Consider the following 17,864-nt stretch of genomic DNA (forward strand, 5'->3'; position numbering starts at 1 on the left):
GGGTGGAGCCCACCGCAGTGGCCACTGCGGCAGGCTCCTGGATGGATCACGGAGTGTCCGCCCCTAGTGTGTGTGGGGGCGGCCGCTCACCATCCGAAAACAGGTCCAGCCCACCGCAGGGGCCACTGCGGCAGGCTCCTGGATGGATCACGGAGTGTCCGCCCCTACTGTGTGTGGGGGCGGCCGCTCACCATCCGAAGATCCGCAAAATCCACCTCCTCCGGCACTTCACCGTCCACAGACGGAGTCGGTCCCAGTGGGTGGGCTTGCGGTGGCGTCCCATGGGCGCCCCCTTCCACGACGCCGCCCAGTGGCCCGGTGGACGACACGTACGGAATCGGGCCGGGCCCCGAGGGCGAGGTCCGGACCATGTCCTTGGAAGGGGGCACCCCACACAACTGGGGCGCCGTCCAGGACGCTACCGTCCGCGACCCCCCTGACCAGCCGATTCCACCGCCGAAGGCAACCGCGCGCCCCCGCACCACACCACGCGCCCCCCGCACGCCGGACACGCGGCAGGAGACACACGACATACTGCGAGGGGCCGGCCGCTCACCAAGTGAGCGGCCGGCCCCTCGCCGTGTTCCGGGACTTCGGCTTACCGCCGGTGCTGCGAGTCCGCCACCGTGACCTCGACCCGCTGGAACTCCTTGAGCTCGCTGTAGCCGGTGGTGGCCATCGCGCGGCGCAGGGCGCCGAAGAGGTTCATGGAGCCGTCGGGGGTGTGGGAGGGGCCGGTGAGGACCTCCTCGACGGTGCCGACCGTGCCGAGGTCGACCTTCTTGCCGCGCGGCAGTTCCTCGTTGACGGCCTCCATGCCCCAGTGGTGGCCGCGGCCCGGCGCGTCGGTCGCGCGGGCGAGCGGGGAGCCCATCATCACCGCGTCCGCGCCGCAGGCGATCGCCTTGGGCAGGTCGCCGGACCAGCCGACACCGCCGTCCGCGATCACGTGCACGTACCGGCCGCCGGACTCGTCCATGTAGTCGCGGCGGGCGGCCGCCACGTCCGCCACGGCGGTGGCCATGGGCACCTGGATGCCGAGGACGTTGCGCGTGGTGTGCGCGGCGCCGCCGCCGAAACCGACGAGGACACCGGCCGCGCCAGTGCGCATGAGGTGCAGGGCCGCCGTGTAGGTGGCGCAGCCGCCGACGATCACCGGGACGTCCAGCTCGTAGATGAACTGCTTCAGGTTCAGCGGCTCGTGCGCCCCCGACACGTGCTCCGCCGACACGGTCGTGCCGCGGATGACGAAGATGTCCACGCCGGCGTCCACGACCGCCTTGGAGAACTGCGCCGTGCGCTGCGGGGACAGCGCGGCCGCGGTGACCACGCCCGAGTCGCGCACCTCCTTGATGCGCCGGCCGATCAGCTCCTCCTGGATGGGAGCGGCGTAGATCTCCTGGAGCCGGCGGGTCGCCGTCTCCGCGTCCAGTCCGACGATCTCGTCCAGCAGCGGCTGCGGGTCCTCGTACCGTGTCCACAGGCCTTCGAGGTTCAGTACGCCGAGGCCGCCGAGCTCACCGATGCGGATCGCGGTGGCCGGGGAGACGACCGAGTCCATGGGAGCGGCCAGGAACGGCAGCTCGAAGCGGTAGGCGTCGATCTGCCAGGCGATCGAGACCTCCTTCGGGTCCCGCGTACGGCGGCTGGGGACGACGGCGATGTCGTCGAAGGCGTACGCCCGGCGGCCGCGCTTGCCGCGCCCGATCTCGATCTCAGTCACGTCTGTGGCCTTTCCCTGATGCGTTTCAGCGTTGTCCAGTATCGCCGACGGGCACGACAAGGGCGGCCCCGGAGTTCCGGAGCCGCCCCTGTGCGGTCCTCACGCGCGCGTGGGGACCACTTCGGTCACCGCTTGGCGCTGTAGTTCGGCGCCTCGACGGTCATCTGGATGTCGTGCGGGTGGCTCTCCTTCAGACCCGCCGACGTGATGCGGACGAACCGGCCGTTCGCCTGGAGATCCGGCACGGTCCGGCCGCCGACGTAGAACATCGACTGGCGCAGGCCGCCGACCAGCTGGTGGACGACGGAGGACAGCGGGCCGCGGTAGGGGACCTGGCCCTCGATGCCCTCGGGGATCAGCTGCTCGTCGGAGGCGACGCCCTCCTGGAAGTAGCGGTCCTTGGAGAACGACCGGCGGTCGCCGCGGGTCTGCATGGCGCCGAGGGAGCCCATGCCGCGGTACGACTTGAACTGCTTGCCGTTGATGAAGAGCAGCTCGCCCGGGGACTCCTCGCAGCCCGCGAGGAGCGAGCCCAGCATCACGGTGTCGGCGCCCGCGACGAGGGCCTTGGCGATGTCACCGGAGTACTGCAGGCCGCCGTCGCCGATGACCGGGATGCCGGCCTCCTTGGCGGCGAGCGAGGCCTCGTAGATGGCGGTGACCTGGGGGACGCCGATGCCGGCGACCACCCGGGTCGTACAGATGGAGCCGGGGCCGACGCCGACCTTGATGCCGTCGGCACCCGCGTCGACGAGGGCCTTGGCGCCGTCACGGGTGGCGATGTTGCCGCCGATGACGTCGACGCCCGAGGAGTTCGACTTGATCTTGGCGATCATGTCCCCGACCAAGCGGGAGTGGCCGTGCGCGGTGTCGACGACGATGAAGTCGACGCCCGCCTCGATCAGCGCCTGGGCGCGTTCGAAGGCGTCACCGGCCACGCCGACCGCGGCACCGACCAGGAGGCGGCCCTCGGCGTCCTTCGCGGCGCGCGGGTACTTCTCGGCCTTGACGAAGTCCTTGACCGTGATCAGACCCTTGAGGACGCCCTCGTCGTCGACCAGCGGAAGCTTCTCGATCTTGTGCTTGCGCAGCAGCTCCATGGCGTCCGTGCCGGAGATGCCGACCTTGCCGGTGACCAGCGGCATCGGCGTCATGACCTCGCGCACCCGGCGCGTGCGGTCGTTCTCGAAGGCCATGTCGCGGTTGGTGACGATGCCGAGGAGCTTGCCGGCGCCGTCGGTGACGGGGACGCCGCTGATGCGGAACTTGGCGCACAGCGCGTCGGCCTCGGCGAGCGTGGCGTCCGGGTGGATGGTGATCGGGTTGGCCACCATGCCGGACTCGGAGCGCTTGACGAGGTCGACCTGGTTGGCCTGGTCCTCGATGGAGAGGTTGCGGTGCAGGACACCGACGCCACCCTGGCGGGCCATCGCGATCGCCATGCGCGACTCGGTGACCTTGTCCATGGCGGCGGACAGGAGCGGGATGTTGACCCGCACGTTCTTGGAGACGTACGAGGCGGTGTCGATCTCGTCGGGAGCCATGTCCGACGGGCCCGGCAGCAGCAGCACGTCGTCGTAGGTCAGCCCGAGGGTCGCGAATTTGTCGGGCACTCCGTCGACGTTGGCAGTCATGACACCTTCCCCAAATGGCCTTGCTCGGTGCGGATGTCCATGCTAACGGGAAGCGCACCTCCCGCATTCCACGATTCCACGGCCGCCGACGGCCCCGAGCTTCGTATGTTCGTACGACGCCGTCGTGGCGCCTGGTGTTCCGAGGCGCCCCTGGCCAGGGGCGTTCCGCTGTGCCCTCGGCCGGGGGACTACTGCTCCGCGAGCGCCCGCAGTCTGCTCAGCGCGCGGTGCTGGGCCACCCGGACGGCCCCGGGTGACATTCCCAACATCTGACCGGTCTCCTCGGCCGTGAGGCCCACCGCGATGCGCAGCAGGAGCAGCTCCCGCTGGTTCTCCGGCAGGTTGGCCAGCAGTTTCTTGGCCCATTCGGCGTCACTGCTGAGCAGGGCCCGCTCCTCCGGCCCCAGGGAGTCGTCCGGCCGCTCGGGCATCTCGTCGGACGGGACCGCCGTCGAGCCCGGGTGGCGCATCGCCGCGCGCTGGAGGTCGGCGACCTTGTGGGCGGCGATGGCGAAGACGAAGGCCTCGAAGGGACGGCCGGTGTCCTTGTAGCGCGGCAGGGCCAGCAGGACGGCCACGCAGACCTCCTGGGCGAGGTCCTCCACGAAGTGGCGCGCGTCGCCGGGCAGGCGGGACAGGCGGGTGCGGCAGTAGCGCAGCGCCAGGGGGTGGACGTGGGCGAGCAGGTCGTGGGTGGCCTGCTCGTCTCCGTCGACGGCGCGATGCACCAGAGCGCCGATCGCCCCTTGGGCACGGACCGCCTCGTCATCGCGCATCGGTCCATGGTGCCCTGCGGCCGTACGGTCCGCGGCACCACGTCCGTCGTTGTGCACCGAAGCGTTATGAGCAGGTGCGCCGGAACTCATCCCTTGCGCCCTCCCCTTCCGCTCGACCGACTCGTCCCCGAGGAACTCCACACCTCAAGGATGCGGCATCCGCGGCGAAACGAGCAGCGGGCACCCGGCGAAGCGCCGTGCGACGCCCGTCCACCGGCTTGTCCGCCACTCCGCGTACCGGATCTCCCGCCGGTCCGCGCGCCCTGTCCTCCACCGCCGGTCCGCGCGCTCGATCCTCCACCGCCGGCCCCCGCGCCCTGTCCTGCGCCGCCGGTCCGTGTGCCGGAGCGGCCACCGTCCGACGGACGGGGGTGTCCCGCGCGCCGCGACCGGGGGCACCGCGTACGGAAGTGCGGTGTACGGGAGCGCGGCGTACGGAGGTGCGGTGTACGGGAGCGCGGCGTACGGAGGTGTGGTGTACGGGAGCGCGGCGCACGGAGGTGCGGTGCACGGGACGGGAAGGGCGGCCTGCGGGACCGCGACGTACGGAAGGGTGGCCTGCGGAAGGTCGGCGGCCGGAAGCGCCGCGGGCGGTGTCGACGGCGTGGGCCCGCGGTCGGCGGTCCGCGTCCGGGGTCCCTCCGCCCGGGTCGGCGGCGCATGGCCGTGGGGACAGCGCCCGGGCCGGTGCGGCGGGTCGTGCCGGGAAGGTGGAGCGCGCCCGTCGTGCCGTCGCTTCAGTCGGCCTGGTCGCCGAGGTCGCTCCGGCCGCTCCGGCCGCCCAGTCCACTGAGACCGAGGTCGCTCCGGCCGCTCCGGCCGCCCAGTCCACTGGCACCGAGGTCGTCCCGGTCGCTTCGGCCGACCTGGCCACTGAGGTCGCCCCGGTCTCCCCGGTCGCCGCGGACCCGTCCGTCGCTGCGCGCCCCCTCCGCTCGAACAGGTTCACGTCGAACGGATTCGCGCGGGGGCATCGGCGTTGCCCCGCGCCCGTCGTCGTCGGCGGCGGCGCCGGCCGGCTCCGGAGGGGGCCGGCCGGGTCAGCGGACCAGTCCCCAGCGGAAGCCGAGCGCCACGGCGTGCGCGCGGTCGGAGGCACCGAGCTTCTTGAACAGCCGGCGGGCGTGGGTCTTGACGGTGTCCTCGGAGAGGAACAGCTCACGGCCGATCTCGGCGTTGGAGCGGCCGTGGCTCATGCCCTCCAGGACCTGGATCTCACGCGCCGTGAGCGTGGGCGCGGCACCCATCTCGGCGGAGCGCAGCCGGCGCGGGGCGAGTCGCCAGGTCGGGTCGGCGAGGGCCTGGGTGACGGTCGCGCGCAGTTCGGCGCGCGAGGCGTCCTTGTGCAGGTAGCCGCGGGCGCCGGCGGCGACCGCGAGCGCGACGCCGTCGAGGTCCTCGGCGACGGTCAGCATGATGATGCGCGCGCCGGGGTCGGCGGACAGCAGCCGACGTACGGTCTCCACGCCTCCCAGTCCGGGCATGCGCACGTCCATCAGAATCAGGTCCGAGCGGTCGGCGCCCCAGCGGCGGAGGACTTCCTCGCCGTTGGCCGCCGTCGTCACGCGCTCGACGCCGGGCACGGTCGCGACCGCGCGGCGGAGCGCCTCTCGGGCAAGCGGGGAGTCGTCGCAGACGAGGACGGAAGTCATGGCCGCCCTCCGCAGCTGATGCGCGTCACCTTGTGCCTCCAGGCTGGTACGAATCGTCACCTGTGCGGTCGACCGTCTCGGACGCCTGCCCGAGCGTTTGGGTTTTCAACCGCCTCCGCACTCTCAACGACGGTCACTCGAAAGAGTTACGGGGCTGCGTGCACTCTTCGGCACTCTACGTGAGGGGGCGGACACGGCGGAGGCAGCCGCGCGGACCCTCAAGCTTTCATCACATCCGATGCCCCGTTTAGCCCTATTTCTTCCCATTTACTGGTGTCTGAGGCTAGATTCGCAATGAGTCATATTTTCATCTCCTTAGATCGTAGTTGTACGGTCGTGGGCACCGTATCCGCTCGAAACGGCTACAAGGGGTCACACAATGGCAGATTTCTCCCGCCTTCCCGGACCGAACGCGGACCTGTGGGACTGGCAGCTCCTGGCTGCCTGCCGCGGGGTGGACAGTTCGCTCTTCTTCCATCCGGAGGGCGAACGCGGGGCGGCGCGGAGCGCTCGCGAGAACTCGGCCAAGGAGGTCTGCATGAGGTGCCCGGTCCGCGCCCAGTGCGCGGCGCACGCCCTGGCGGTGAGAGAGCCGTACGGCGTGTGGGGCGGGCTGACCGAGGACGAACGCGAGGAGCTCATGGGCCGGGCGCGCCACCGCCTGGTGTCGGCGTCGACGGGTGGTGACACCGCCCAGAACAACTGAAGGAACGTTTCTGCACGCGTCGGGGGGCTGGATCCACGCGTGCCTGCATCCGTTGTCCCGCATGCGTTGTCCCACCACCGTCGACGGCTCCCGGGACCGCTCCGACCGCTCCCGACCGCCGCTCCCGCGCCTGAGTTCGCCTTCGCGCCCGGGGAGCCGTGGGGGACCGTCTTCCGTCTCTCTGACCGCTGCCGCCCGTGTGAGCGCCACCGCTCCCTGTGACCGCTGCCGCCCCCCGCGAGAGCTGCCGCCCCGAGACCGCTACCGCCCCTGTCCCCGCGCGGCCGCCCGGCCCAACTGCTCCAGCGTCGCCGCCACCGCCGGCACCTGCGCCAGATCGGGGAGCGTGAGGGCGACGATCTCCCGCCGTACCGCCGGTTCCAGCGTCACCGCGCGCGCTCCACGGGGCCGTACGGACTCGATCGCGAGCTGGGGCAGGACGGCGACGCCGAGGCCCGCGCCCACCAGACCGGCCACCGCCGGGTAGTCGTCCGTCGCGAAGTCGATACGGGGAGTGAAGCCGGCCCCTTCGCAGACCTCCACCAGCTGGCCCCGGCAGCGCGGGCAGCCGGCGATCCACGGCTCCCCGGCGAGTTCGCCGATGTCGAGGGAGTGGGCGTCGGCGAGCGGGTGGCGTTCCGGGAGGAGGGCGACGAGCCGGTCCGTCAGCAGCGGGCGGACGACCAGGTCCGCCCACTCCTCGGCGCCCGGCGCGTCCTCGTAGCGGAAGGCGAGGGCGACGTCGCAGTCGCCGGCGCGCAGCTTGTCGACGGACTCGGGCGGCTCGGCCTCCTCCAGGGAGACGCGGGTGCCGGGGTGCGCGGCGCGCAGGGCGGCCAGGGCGGTCGGGACGAGGGTGGAGCTGCCGCTGGGGAAGGAGACGAGACGTACCCGGCCGGCCCGCAGTCCGGCGATGGCGGCGACCTCCTCCTCGGCGGCGGTGAGCCCCGCGAGGATGCCGGCGGCGTGCCGTACGAGAGCCTGACCGGCCTGGGTGAGACGCATCTCACGGCCGCTGCGCACCAGCAGGGGCGTGCCGACGGACGCCTCCAGGGCCTTCATCTGCTGGCTGACGGCGGGCTGCGTGCAGCCCAGCTCGCGTCCCGCCGCGGAGAAGGAGCCGGTGGCGGCCACGGCGCGCAGCACACGGAGGTGACGGGCCTCGATCACCCTTCGAGGATACCCGCGCGCATAAGGGTGCCTTGGGTGTCGCGGCGGATAACGCGTCGACACTTTGACGGTGGCTCGCCTACCGTGCGGCCATGAGGCTTCTGTCTGTGAATCTGGGCCGCCCGGAACGCTCGCCGTTCACGCATCATCCGGAGGGCGTCACCGGCATCGACAAGCGGCCGGCGGACGGGCCGGTGCGGGTGTCGGCGCCCGGGCCGAGCGGCACGGCGGGCAGTGGCCTCGCCGGGGACGCGGTGTGCGACCTGCGGCACCACGGCGGCGACGACCAGGCGGTGTACGCCTTCGCCCGCGAGGACCTCGACGACTGGGAGCGCGAGCTGGGGCGCACGCTGTCCAACGGCGCGTTCGGCGAGAACCTCACCCTCACCGGCCTGGACGTCTCCGGCGCGCGGATCGGCGAGCGCTGGCGCGTCGGCGCCGATGTGGTGCTGGAGGTGACGGCCGGACGCGTTCCCTGCCGCACCTTCCAGGGGCACCTGGGTGAGCAGCGCTGGATGAAGCGGTTCACGCAGAAGGCCGCGACGGGGGCGTACCTGCGGGTGATCACGCCGGGCGAGATCCGCGCGGGGAACCCCGTCGAGATCGTGCACCTGCCGGAGCACGAGGTGACGGCCCGCATGCAGTTCCAGGCCGTCACCACGCACCGGGAGCTGTTGCCGCGCCTGCTGGCCGCGGGCGAGGCCCTGCACTCCGAGACGCTGGCGGCGGCCCGGAAGTACGTCGCCGAACACGGCGCCTGAGCCGTCGGCACCGGACGTACGCGCGGGTGCCGCCTGGCCTGCGTGCCGTCGCCACCGGACGTACGCGCGGGTGCCATCTGACCCACGTGCCGTCGGCATCTCGCCGACGTGCGTCGGCACCGGGTGCCCACGTGCGTCGGCACCGGGTCCAGGTGCCGTCGCCATCCGGTGTACGTGCGTCACCACCTGGGGTACGTACGGACGCCACCGGACGTACGTGCCGTCGCCGCCCGAGGTACATGCCGGCGCCGCCTGGCCTGCGCACGGGCTTCACCCTGCGGACGCACGGGCTTCACCGGGCAGGGGGCACGGATGTCGGCGTGGATCGGGCACGGGTGTCACCGGCGCGCGCCCGCAGGGCCGCCACCGGGGCGCGCGCACGGGGCGCCGGGAGGGGGCGTGCGCACGCGGCCTTCACCTTCGGGAGGCGCCGTGCAGAGAGCGGAGTGTGCCGGTCCGGGTCACTACCCTTCTGCCATGACAACGGCTCTGATCACAGGTTCGACCGCGGGCATCGGCGCCGCGTTCGCGCGGCGGCTGGCGGCGGACGGGCACGACCTGGTGCTCGTCGCCCGGGACACCGGGCGGCTGCGCGAGCAGGCGACCGAGTTGCACGACCGGCACGGCATCGAGGCGGAGGTACTCACCGCCGACCTGGCCGAGGACAAGGGCATCGAGGTGGTGGCCGACCGGCTCGGCGACCGCAGGAACCCCGTCGACCTGCTCGTCAACAACGCGGGCTTCGGCAACAAGGGCCGCTATCTCGACGTACCGATGGCCGACGAGCTGAGGATGCTCAAGGTGCACTGCGAGGCGGTGCTGCGGCTGACCTCGGCGGCGACCACGGTGATGCGGGAGCGCGGGCGCGGGGGCGTCGTCAACGTCGCCTCGGTGGCCGCCTTCCTCCCCCGCGGCACGTACGGCGCGTCCAAGGCGTGGGTCGTGCAGTTCACGCAGGGTGCCGCCAAGGACCTGGCGGGCAGCGGGGTGCGGCTCATGGCGCTGTGCCCGGGCTTCGTACGGACCGAGTTCCACGAGCGCGCCGGGATGGGGACGGACAACATCCCGAACTGGATGTGGCTGGACGCGGACAAGCTGGTGACGGCGGCGCTGCACGACCTGGCGCGCGGCAAGTCGGTGTCGATCCCGGACCCGCGGTACAAGGCGCTGATGGGCGTGGTGAAGGTGGTCCCGAGGGGCCTGCTCGGCGGGATCAGCTCGCGGACCGGGCGTAAGTACGGCCCCCGGTAGGGGGAGGGCCGGCCGCCGGTGGCGGCCGGGTGGCGTCGGCGCTCCGGTGGGAAAATGGGCGTGACACAACCGGACCCAGGGGGGCCGGAGGCGGCGTCATGACGTTCGTACAGCTCATCGACTGCAAGACGAGCCGGTTCGACGAGATGAACCGGCTGCTGGACACATGGGTCGAACAGACCAAGGGGAAGCGGACCGCGACGCACGCGCTGGTCGCCAAGGACCGCTCGGACGCGTCGCACCTCATCGAGATCGTGGAGTTCCCGTCGTACGAGGAGGCGATGCGGAACTCGAACCTCCCGGAGACCGACCGGATCTTCCAGGACATGGTGGCCCTGTGCGACGAGATGCCCACCTTCACCGATCTCGAGGTGGTGCGGGACGAGCAGCTCAACCGGAAGGTCGCGCGGGAGTACTTCGAGGACCTCGGCCGGACCCCCGTCGACCGCCTGCTGGAACGGCTCACGGACGACTACGTCGATCACGACCCGGCCAATCCGCGGGACACCGGGCTGCGGGCGGCGCGCGAGGAGGTCCTCGGCTGGCGGCGGGCCTTCGACTTCTCGATGCGGGTCGACGCCCAGACGGCCGAGGACGACACGGTGTGCACGCGCTGGACGTTCACCGGCCGCCACAAGGGCGACTTCCTGGGCATCCCGGCCACCGGTCAGGAGGTCGCCATGACCGGCATGACCTGGCACCGCTTCCGGGGCGGGATGATCTGCGAGGCGTGGTGGCAGTACGACCGGGCGGGTCTGCTGGAGCAGTTGGGGGTACTCGGGCGGTAGCCCGCGAGGTTCCACCGGGCCCCGTCCCCGGCCGACCGGGGACGGGGCCCTCGTCTGCGTCGCGTGGACGACTGAACAGGGGGTTCGGCCGGTTGCTTCCCGAGCCGAAGGGCGTGACGGCGACGCGAAGGCCCGGCGCCCCGAAAGGGACGCCGGGCCTCGGTGCCGACGTGTGTCAGTCCTGACGTGCGTCAGTCCTGACGTGCGTCAGTCCTGACGTGCGTCAGTCCTGACGTGCGTCAGTGCTGACGTGTGTCAGTGGGAGTGGCCGTGGCCGTGGCCCGCGGCTGCCGGCTCTTCCTCTTCCTTCTTCTCGACGACCAGGGTCTCGGTCGTGAGGAGGAGGGAGGCGATGGAGGCGGCGTTCTCCAGGGCGGAGCGGGTCACCTTGACCGGGTCGATGACACCGGCCTTGACCAGGTCGCCGTACTCGCCGGTGGCGGCGTTGTAGCCGTTGCCCTTCTCGAGCTCGGCGACCTTGGAGACGATGACGTAGCCCTCGAGGCCGGCGTTCTCGGCGATCCAGCGCAGCGGCTCGACGGCGGCGCGGCGGACGACGGAGACGCCGGTGGCCTCGTCGCCGGTCTTGTCGAGGTTGCCCTCGAGGACCTTGACGGCGTGGACCAGCGCGGAACCGCCACCGGAGACGATGCCCTCCTCGACCGCGGCGCGGGTCGCGGAGATGGCGTCCTCCAGACGGTGCTTCTTCTCCTTCAGCTCCACCTCGGTGGCGGCGCCGACCTTGATCACGCACACGCCGCCGGCCAGCTTCGCGAGGCGCTCCTGGAGCTTCTCGCGGTCCCAGTCGGAGTCCGTGTTCTCGATCTCGGCCTTGATCTGGGCGACGCGGCCCGTGACGTCCTCGGCGTTGCCGGCACCGTCGACGACCGTGGTGTCGTCCTTGGTGACGGTGACGCGGCGGGCGGAGCCGAGCACGTCGACGCCGACCTGGTCGAGCTTGAGGCCGACCTCCTCGGAGATGACGGTGGCGCCGGTGAGGACGGCCAGGTCCTGGAGCATCGCCTTGCGGCGGTCACCGAAGCCCGGGGCCTTGACCGCGACCGCGTTGAAGGTGCCGCGGATCTTGTTCACGACCAGGGTCGACAGGGCCTCGCCCTCGACGTCCTCGGCGATGATCAGCAGCGGGCGGGAGGAGTTGGTCTGGATGACCTTCTCCAGCAGCGGCAGCAGGTCGGCGATGGAGGAGATCTTGCCCTGGTTGATGAGGATGTACGGGTCCTCCAGGACGGCCTCCATGCGCTCCTGGTCCGTCACGAAGTACGGCGACAGGTAGCCCTTGTCGAAGGCCATGCCCTCGGTGAAGTCCAGCTCCAGACCGAAGGTGTTGGACTCCTCGACGGTGATGACACCGTCCTTGCCGACCTTGTCCATGGCCTCGGCGATGAGCTCGCCGACCTGCTGGTCCTGGGCGGACAGCGCGGCCACGGCGGCGATGTCGGACTTCTCGTCGATCGGGCGGGCCGAGGCGAGCAGGTCGTCGGAGACGGCCTTGACCGCGGCGTCGATGCCCTTCTTCAGCAGCGCGGGGGAGGCGCCGGCGGCGACGTTCTTCAGGCCCTCGCGCACCAGCGCCTGGGCGAGCACGGTGGCGGTGGTCGTACCGTCACCCGCGATGTCGTTGGTCTTGGTCGCCACCTCCTTCACCAGCTGCGCGCCGAGGTTCTCGTACGGGTCCTCGATCTCGACCTCGCGGGCGATCGTGACACCGTCGTTGGTGATGGTGGGGGCACCGAACTTCTTGTCGATGACGACGTTGCGGCCCTTGGGGCCGATCGTCACCTTGACCGTGTCGGCCAGCTTGTTGACGCCGCGCTCGAGGGCGCGACGGGCGTCCTCGTCGAACTTCAGGATCTTCGCCATGACAGCGGGAGCCCTCTCGGAAATCTGTGGGTGAGAAAGACACTGCGCCCCGGGCGCCCGGCTTCTTAAGTGGTCGCGGGGGCCAGGGGCGCAGCTTCAAGCATCGAATGTGCTCGGGTGAACTACTTCTCGATGATCGCGAGGACGTCGCGAGCCGAGAGGACGAGGTACTCCTCGCCGTTGTACTTCACCTCGGTGCCGCCGTACTTGCTGTACAGGACGACGTCGCCGACCTGGACGTCGAGCGGCAGGCGCTCGCCGTTCTCGAAGCGGCCCGGGCCCACGGCGAGGACGGCGCCCTCCTGGGGCTTCTCCTTCGCGGTGTCCGGGATGACCAGGCCAGAGGCCGTGGTCTGCTCGGCGTCGAGCGGCTGGACCACGATGCGGTCCTCGAGCGGCTTGATGGCAACCTTGGAGCTGGCGGTCGTCACGATCCGACCTCCCCCTTCGGAGATCTCACGGGGTTAACTGTCTGAGGTGGCGACCAGGTCGATCCGTCGTCGCGGGTGCCGGACCTGCCCGTCGCTGTGTTGGCACTCTCCTGGGGGGAGTGCCAGAGCTGAGACTATGACCGCGATTAGCACTCGGTCAAGCGGAGTGCCAATCCGGCGGGGCGCGGCGCGACTTTCGCCGGCGTGGGCGTCCCCGGCGGCCGGTGCCGAGCGCCGCCGCTTCCGGCACCGAGCGCCGCTGCCTTCGGGTGCCGGACCCCGCTCCCGGCCGGTGCCGGGCCCCCTGCCGGCCGGTGCGGGCCCTCTGCGGCCGGTGCCGGACACCGCTCCCGGCGGGTGCGGTCCCTCTGCGGCCGGTGCCGGACTCCCGCTGCCGCCCCCTGAACGGCCTTGTTCTCGATGGCCGATCGCCGGACGGGCGGTGTCTCGTACCGTTCCGCCATGAGTCCCCGTTCCTCCGTTTCCGCCGGCTGCTGCCTGGCGGCGCTCCTCGTGCCGGTGGAGGTCGCCTGCGGGTATCTGATCGCCGCGATCCTGGTGATGAGCGGGCGTCCGACGGCGCTGCTGGTCCACCTCGGCGTGGCCGGGGCGGCCGCGCTCGGCAGCGCCGTCGTGCTGTACCGGAAGGGGTATCCCGTCACCGGGGCGGCGCAGGCGGTGGTGGGAGGGGTGCTGCTGGTGCTCGCCGTGCAGGTGTGGACTCGCTGAACTCCCCCGGCCGTCCCCCGTAGTCCGTCACACGCAGTCCGTCACACGTAGTCCTCCAGCCGTGCCACCGTCAGGCCCTGTTCCTGGATCCGGCGCAGCAGGCGGGTCGTGCGTTCGCGCAGGGTCGGGCCCAGGGACTCGTCCGGGTCCACGGCGATGATGTCGCCGGGACGGAGGCCGTGGGTGCCGCGGGTGTAGGTGAGGTCGGCGGGGCCCATGGCGGCGCGCCAGAGGACGACCGCCGTGATGCCGCAGTCCGCCGCGGCGCGCAGGGTCGTGGTGTCGTACCTGCCGTAGGGCGGGCGGAACAGGCGGGGGCGGACGCCGAAGCGGGCGTGGAGCTTCTCCTGCTGGCCGCAGATCTCGGCGCGCTGGCCGGTGTACGGCAGGCCGCGCAGGGCGGCGTGGTCGAGGGTGTGGTTCTGAAGGGTCGCGCCGACGGCGCGGAGGCGGGCGAAGTGCCCGTAGCCGGGGCCGACCACGCTGTCCGTGAGGAACATGGTGACCGGGAGGCGCAGGTCGCGGACCATGTCGACGAAGCGGGGGTCGCGTTCGGCACCGTCGTCGTAGGTGAGGAAGACGACCCTGTCGCGGGTCGGGACGTGGTCGACGACCGGTGGGAGGCCGGTACCGCCGGGGCTGCCGGAGAGGGGGCCGGAGGGGCGGGACGGGCGGGTGGGGGCGGGGGCCAGGGGAGCCGTCAGGCCCCAGCGGCGGTGGGGCGGTCCGGCGTCCGGGCCGTGCGGGCGGACCCGTTCCGCCGCCTTCTTGCCCAGCCGTTCGATCGGGTCGACGGACTGGGCGCAGCCGGTCAGGGTCGCCAGGATCAGCAGTACGGCCAGCGGCCCCCGCGCTCTCACAGGTAGTCCTCCAGGCGTGCCACCGCGTATCCCTTCTGCGTGACCTTGTTCAGGAACCGGCGGATCATGTCGGGCATGGTGCCCTTCCAGTCGTCCCGGCCGCGGAAGTGGCTCAGGACGATGTCGCCGGGGTGGAGGTCGCGGTCCCACTCGCGGTACTCCCAGCGGTCGACGAAGACCTCCTCGCTCCAGAGTGGTACGTACCGCACGCCGCAGGTCTTCGCGGCGCGCAGGGTGGCCCGGTTGTAGTTCCCGAACGGCGGCCGGAAGAGGGCGGGGCGCTCGCCGTAGTGCTCCTCGATCACGTCCTGCATGCCGCAGATCTCCTGCTTCTGGCGCTGGTACGACAGGCTCGGCAGGTAGCGGTGGTGGAGGGTGTGGTTGTTCAGGCCGACCCCCGCGGCCTTCATCCGTTCGAAGTAGGCGTAGTCGTCCTTGACCAGGTAGTCGCTGAGGAAGGCGGTGTACGGGATCCGGAGCTCGGCCATCATGCGCAGGAACGCCGGGTCCTTCTCGGCGCCGTCGTCGAGGGTGAGGAAGACGACCTTGTCCTTGGTGGGGACGCGGGTGAAGACCGGCGGCAGCCCGAGCTCCTCGTGGTCCCTGACCTCGAAGCCGTCGCGGGTGGTGATGTGCGGCTTGCGGGCGGGGGGCGCGGGCGCGGCCAGGGGGACCTCGCGCAGGCCCCAGCGCTCCGCCGCGGCGGTCCGGGCCGCGTGGTCGGCGCGCAGCTTGTCGGCGTAGGAGTGCAGGGCGCGCTCCGGCGGTGCCTGACCGGCCTCCTGGCCGGCGGCGGGACGGCTTCCGGCGGTGCCCGAGCCGCCCTGAGCGCAGCCCGAGGCGATGGCGGTCAGGGCGAGGACGGCGATGCCGCCCCGGATCCTCATGCGCCGCACCGCCTTTTTATCGTTTTGTACGACTGATCCCATGGCGCCGGATCCTCGCAGTCCCGGCCCGCGAACCCCGCCCGACACCCCGCCCGGCACCGCGGGCGGAGGCGCACCGTCCACCGACTGGCCCACGTCCGGCACCGCGGGCGGACGCGCGCCGTCCACCGGCTGGCCCACAATGAGCCGGTGAACGACCTCGCCCCGCTCCTCACCCCCGAGGGCCGCGCCCTCCTCGACGCCGTACGCGACACCGCCCCCGCGGACGAACTCGCCGTCGCCACCCGGCTGCGCCGCGACCATCCCGCCGCACTCGTCTCGGCCGCCCTCGGGCAGGCGCAGCTGCGGCAGCGGGCGGTGGCGAAGTTCGGGGCGCGGGACGCCGAGCGGATGTTCTTCACGCCCAACGGGGTCGAGCAGTCCACCCGCGCCCCGGTCGCCGCCCACCGCGCGGGGCGCCTGCGCGAACTGGGCGTCACCTCCGTCGCCGACCTGTGCTGCGGGATCGGCGGCGACGCCGTCGCGCTCGCCCGCGCCGGGATCCGGGTCCTCGCCGTGGACCGCGACCCGCTGACCGCGGCGGTCGCCCGGGAGAACGCCGCGGCCCTGGGGCTGAGCGATCTGATCGAGGTGCGGGAGGCCGACGTCACGGACGTCGACACGGCCGGGTACGACGCCGTGTTCGTGGACCCGGCGCGGCGCGGGGGGCGCGGGCGCGTCTTCGACCCCGAGGCGTACTCGCCGCCCCTGTCCTGGGCCGTCTCGGCCGCCCTGCGGGCCCCCCACGCCGCGCTGAAGGTCGCCCCCGGCATCCCGCACGAGGCGGTGCCCGACGGGGCGGAGGCCGAGTGGATCTCGGACGGCGGGGACGTGAAGGAGGCGGTGCTGTGGTTCGGGACCACGCCGGGCGCCGTCCGCGCCACCCTGCTGCCCGGCCCGCGCACGCTCCTCGGCACCGGGCTGCCCGACCCCGGCGTCCGCCCCGTCGGCCGCTTCCTCTACGAGCCCGACGGCGCCGTCATCCGGGCGCACCTGGTGGCCGAGGTGGCCCGGGAGGTGGACGGCGGCCTGATCGACGAGACCATCGCCTACGTCACCGCCGACGACGCGCGGCCCACGCCGTACGCCACCGCCTACGAGATCACCGACCGGCTGCCCTTCAACGTCAAGAAGCTGAAGGCGCTGCTGCGGGAGCGGGAGGTGGGGATCCTGACCGTGAAGAAGCGCGGGTCGGCGGTGGAACCGGAGGAACTGCGGAAGAAGGTGAAGCCGCAGGGGCCGAACGCGGCGACGGTGTTCCTGACGCGGGTCGCGGGGGCGCCGACGATGCTGATCGGGGGGCCGGTGCGGGGTGACTCCGCCGGGTGATGGGTGGGGGCGGGTTCCGGGTGGGGGGTGCTGTGCGTTGCGGGCCGCGGCAGGTGGGTGGCTGGTCGCGCAGTTCCCCGCGCCCCTTTGCGCCGGGCAGCGGACCGGCGTGCCAGGGGGACCCCCTTGAGGTCTGCGGTTGTCACCCCTGGGTGAGTGATGTCCACAGGTCGGTCGCGGCCGGTTCCTGGGGGACCACGCGGTTGGGGTCCGTCGGTGCGGTCACCACGGGGAGGGTGACGGTCGTGACGTGGGCCGACGACAGGCCCTTCAGGCTCTGGGCGAGTTCCATCAGCTCGGCGAGGGAGTCCAGGCCGGTGTCGGTGGTGAGTCCGCCGGTGGCCGCGTCGGCGACGGAGTAGAGCCGGGTGGGGCTGGTGAGCAGGTCGGTGGCGGAGATCTGTGCCAGCAGGGCCTTCACCAGGGTCTGCTGGAGGCCTATGCGGCCGAGGTCGCTGCCGTCGCCGATGCCGTGCCGGGTACGGGCCAGGGCGAGGGCCTGCGTGCCGTCGAGCCGGTGGGTCCCGGCCGCGAGGTGCAGGTGGCTGTCCTCGTCGTCGATGTCCTCCTCGGTGGTCACGGTCACGCCGCCGAGCGCGTCCACGAGCTTCGCGAACCCCGAGAAGTCGACCTCGACGAAGTGGTCCATGCGGACGTTCGTCATCGACTCCACGGTCTTGACCGCGCAGACCGGGCCGCCCACCGCGTAGGCGGTGTTGAACATCACGCCGTACGCCTCCGCCGTCGAACCGCCGGACGGCAGCGGGCAGGACGGGCGGGTGACGAGGGTGTCGCGCGGGATGCTGACGACGGTGGCGCCGGTGCGGCCGGCGTCTAGGTGGACGACCATCGCCGTGTCGGAGCGCGCGCCCGTGCTGTCGCCGCCGCCGAGCTCCTGGTTCTCCGCTCCGCTGCGCGAGTCGGAGCCGAGGACCAGGATGTTGAGGGCCCCGGTGGGCAGCGGGGCGGCGGAGGCCGTGCCGGACGGGGACGGGGTGGTCACCGCGCGCGCCGGACGGTCGTCGCCGAGCGCGTTGTCGAGGTCGACGCCCGTGATGTTGTCGTCGAGGTGCCAGTACACCCAGCCCGCCGCGGCGGCGCCCAGGACGAGGGTGACCGCGAGGATGAGGCCGACGGCCCTGAGCGTTCTGGACCGCCGGCCCCGCTGTCCGTGCGCGTGTGCGTCCGCGTCGTGTCCCGTCACGGGAGGAACATAAGTTTGGATTATGAGCGGACTGTGAGGGATT

At 72.1% G+C, this 17,864-nt stretch carries 16 protein-coding genes; 6 read left to right on the forward strand and 10 right to left on the reverse strand.

Going from position 1 to position 17,864, the window contains the following annotated elements:
- Positions 1-598 precede the first annotated feature (598 nt).
- From ACZ3KJ_RS10240 to ACZ3KJ_RS10255, 4 genes are all read right to left on the reverse strand, one after another.
- The gene (locus tag ACZ3KJ_RS10240) at positions 599-1,723 is read right to left on the reverse strand and encodes a GuaB3 family IMP dehydrogenase-related protein (RefSeq protein ID WP_385079375.1); all 1,125 of its coding nucleotides are present in this window, start codon (positions 1,721-1,723) and stop codon (positions 599-601) included.
- 125 nt (positions 1,724-1,848) lie between these two features.
- Positions 1,849-3,357 carry an IMP dehydrogenase gene (gene guaB / locus ACZ3KJ_RS10245; RefSeq protein ID WP_389513388.1) on the reverse strand — a complete coding sequence of 503 codons (1,509 nt, stop codon included), beginning with the start codon at positions 3,355-3,357 and terminating at the stop codon, positions 1,849-1,851.
- Between the two features lie 188 nt (positions 3,358-3,545).
- Entirely contained in the window at positions 3,546-4,133 is a 588-nt protein-coding gene (locus ACZ3KJ_RS10250; RefSeq protein WP_385079369.1) for a sigma-70 family RNA polymerase sigma factor, read from the reverse strand.
- 1,040 nt (positions 4,134-5,173) lie between these two features.
- On the reverse strand, positions 5,174-5,785 hold the full coding sequence (locus ACZ3KJ_RS10255) for a response regulator transcription factor (protein ID WP_003948568.1): 612 nt from the start codon (positions 5,783-5,785) through the stop codon (positions 5,174-5,176).
- Between the two features lie 379 nt (positions 5,786-6,164).
- Here ACZ3KJ_RS10255 and ACZ3KJ_RS10260 point away from each other — a divergent pair, with 379 nt between their 5' ends.
- Complete coding sequence (locus ACZ3KJ_RS10260) at positions 6,165-6,491, forward strand: WhiB family transcriptional regulator (protein WP_467526112.1); 327 nt, start codon at positions 6,165-6,167, stop codon at positions 6,489-6,491.
- A 261-nt stretch (positions 6,492-6,752) separates the two neighbouring features.
- Here the strand turns inward: ACZ3KJ_RS10260 and ACZ3KJ_RS10265 are convergent, their stop codons facing one another.
- Positions 6,753-7,661 carry a LysR family transcriptional regulator gene (locus ACZ3KJ_RS10265; RefSeq protein ID WP_467526113.1) on the reverse strand — a complete coding sequence of 303 codons (909 nt, stop codon included), beginning with the start codon at positions 7,659-7,661 and terminating at the stop codon, positions 6,753-6,755.
- 92 nt (positions 7,662-7,753) lie between these two features.
- Here ACZ3KJ_RS10265 and ACZ3KJ_RS10270 point away from each other — a divergent pair, with 92 nt between their 5' ends.
- The 3 genes from ACZ3KJ_RS10270 (at position 7,754) to ACZ3KJ_RS10280 (ending at position 10,461) form a co-directional block, all read left to right on the forward strand.
- A complete protein-coding gene (locus tag ACZ3KJ_RS10270; RefSeq protein WP_467526114.1) occupies positions 7,754-8,422 on the forward strand; it encodes an MOSC domain-containing protein in 669 nt (222 codons plus the stop codon).
- 477 nt (positions 8,423-8,899) lie between these two features.
- Positions 8,900-9,673 (forward strand): SDR family NAD(P)-dependent oxidoreductase, encoded by a 774-nt coding sequence (locus ACZ3KJ_RS10275; RefSeq protein ID WP_467526115.1) that lies wholly within the window; start codon positions 8,900-8,902, stop codon positions 9,671-9,673.
- A 98-nt stretch (positions 9,674-9,771) separates the two neighbouring features.
- Positions 9,772-10,461: an ester cyclase gene (locus tag ACZ3KJ_RS10280; protein ID WP_467526116.1), complete on the forward strand. Its 690-nt coding sequence runs from the start codon at positions 9,772-9,774 to the stop codon at positions 10,459-10,461.
- Between the two features lie 255 nt (positions 10,462-10,716).
- On the opposite strand, the gene groL is transcribed toward ACZ3KJ_RS10280, so the two are convergent.
- Both groL and groES read right to left on the reverse strand, forming a co-directional pair.
- Entirely contained in the window at positions 10,717-12,342 is a 1,626-nt protein-coding gene (gene groL, locus ACZ3KJ_RS10285; RefSeq protein WP_389513373.1) for a chaperonin GroEL, read from the reverse strand.
- Between the two features lie 122 nt (positions 12,343-12,464).
- Complete coding sequence (gene groES, locus ACZ3KJ_RS10290) at positions 12,465-12,773, reverse strand: co-chaperone GroES (protein ID WP_385066786.1); 309 nt, start codon at positions 12,771-12,773, stop codon at positions 12,465-12,467.
- Positions 12,774-13,235: 462 nt separating this feature from the next.
- On the opposite strand from groES, the gene ACZ3KJ_RS10295 reads away from it, so the two are divergent.
- A complete protein-coding gene (locus ACZ3KJ_RS10295) occupies positions 13,236-13,502 on the forward strand; it encodes a hypothetical protein (RefSeq protein ID WP_467526117.1) in 267 nt (88 codons plus the stop codon).
- A 41-nt stretch (positions 13,503-13,543) separates the two neighbouring features.
- Here ACZ3KJ_RS10295 and ACZ3KJ_RS10300 read toward each other — a convergent pair whose 3' ends face one another.
- Both ACZ3KJ_RS10300 and ACZ3KJ_RS10305 read right to left on the reverse strand, forming a co-directional pair.
- On the reverse strand, positions 13,544-14,362 hold the full coding sequence (locus ACZ3KJ_RS10300) for a polysaccharide deacetylase family protein (RefSeq protein ID WP_467526118.1): 819 nt from the start codon (positions 14,360-14,362) through the stop codon (positions 13,544-13,546).
- Positions 14,359-15,291 (reverse strand): polysaccharide deacetylase family protein, encoded by a 933-nt coding sequence (locus tag ACZ3KJ_RS10305; protein ID WP_467526119.1) that lies wholly within the window; start codon positions 15,289-15,291, stop codon positions 14,359-14,361. Before ACZ3KJ_RS10305 ends, ACZ3KJ_RS10300 begins: the two co-directional genes overlap by 4 nt.
- 147 nt (positions 15,292-15,438) lie before the next feature.
- Between ACZ3KJ_RS10305 and ACZ3KJ_RS10310 the strand changes: the two genes are divergently transcribed.
- Positions 15,439-16,617: a THUMP-like domain-containing protein gene (locus tag ACZ3KJ_RS10310; protein ID WP_467526120.1), complete on the forward strand. Its 1,179-nt coding sequence runs from the start codon at positions 15,439-15,441 to the stop codon at positions 16,615-16,617.
- A 142-nt stretch (positions 16,618-16,759) separates the two neighbouring features.
- Here the strand turns inward: ACZ3KJ_RS10310 and ACZ3KJ_RS10315 are convergent, their stop codons facing one another.
- A complete protein-coding gene (locus ACZ3KJ_RS10315) occupies positions 16,760-17,821 on the reverse strand; it encodes an LCP family protein (protein WP_467526121.1) in 1,062 nt (353 codons plus the stop codon).
- Between the last annotated feature and the right edge of the window lie 43 nt (positions 17,822-17,864).

The organism is Streptomyces sp. NPDC003248, from assembly GCF_055563235.1.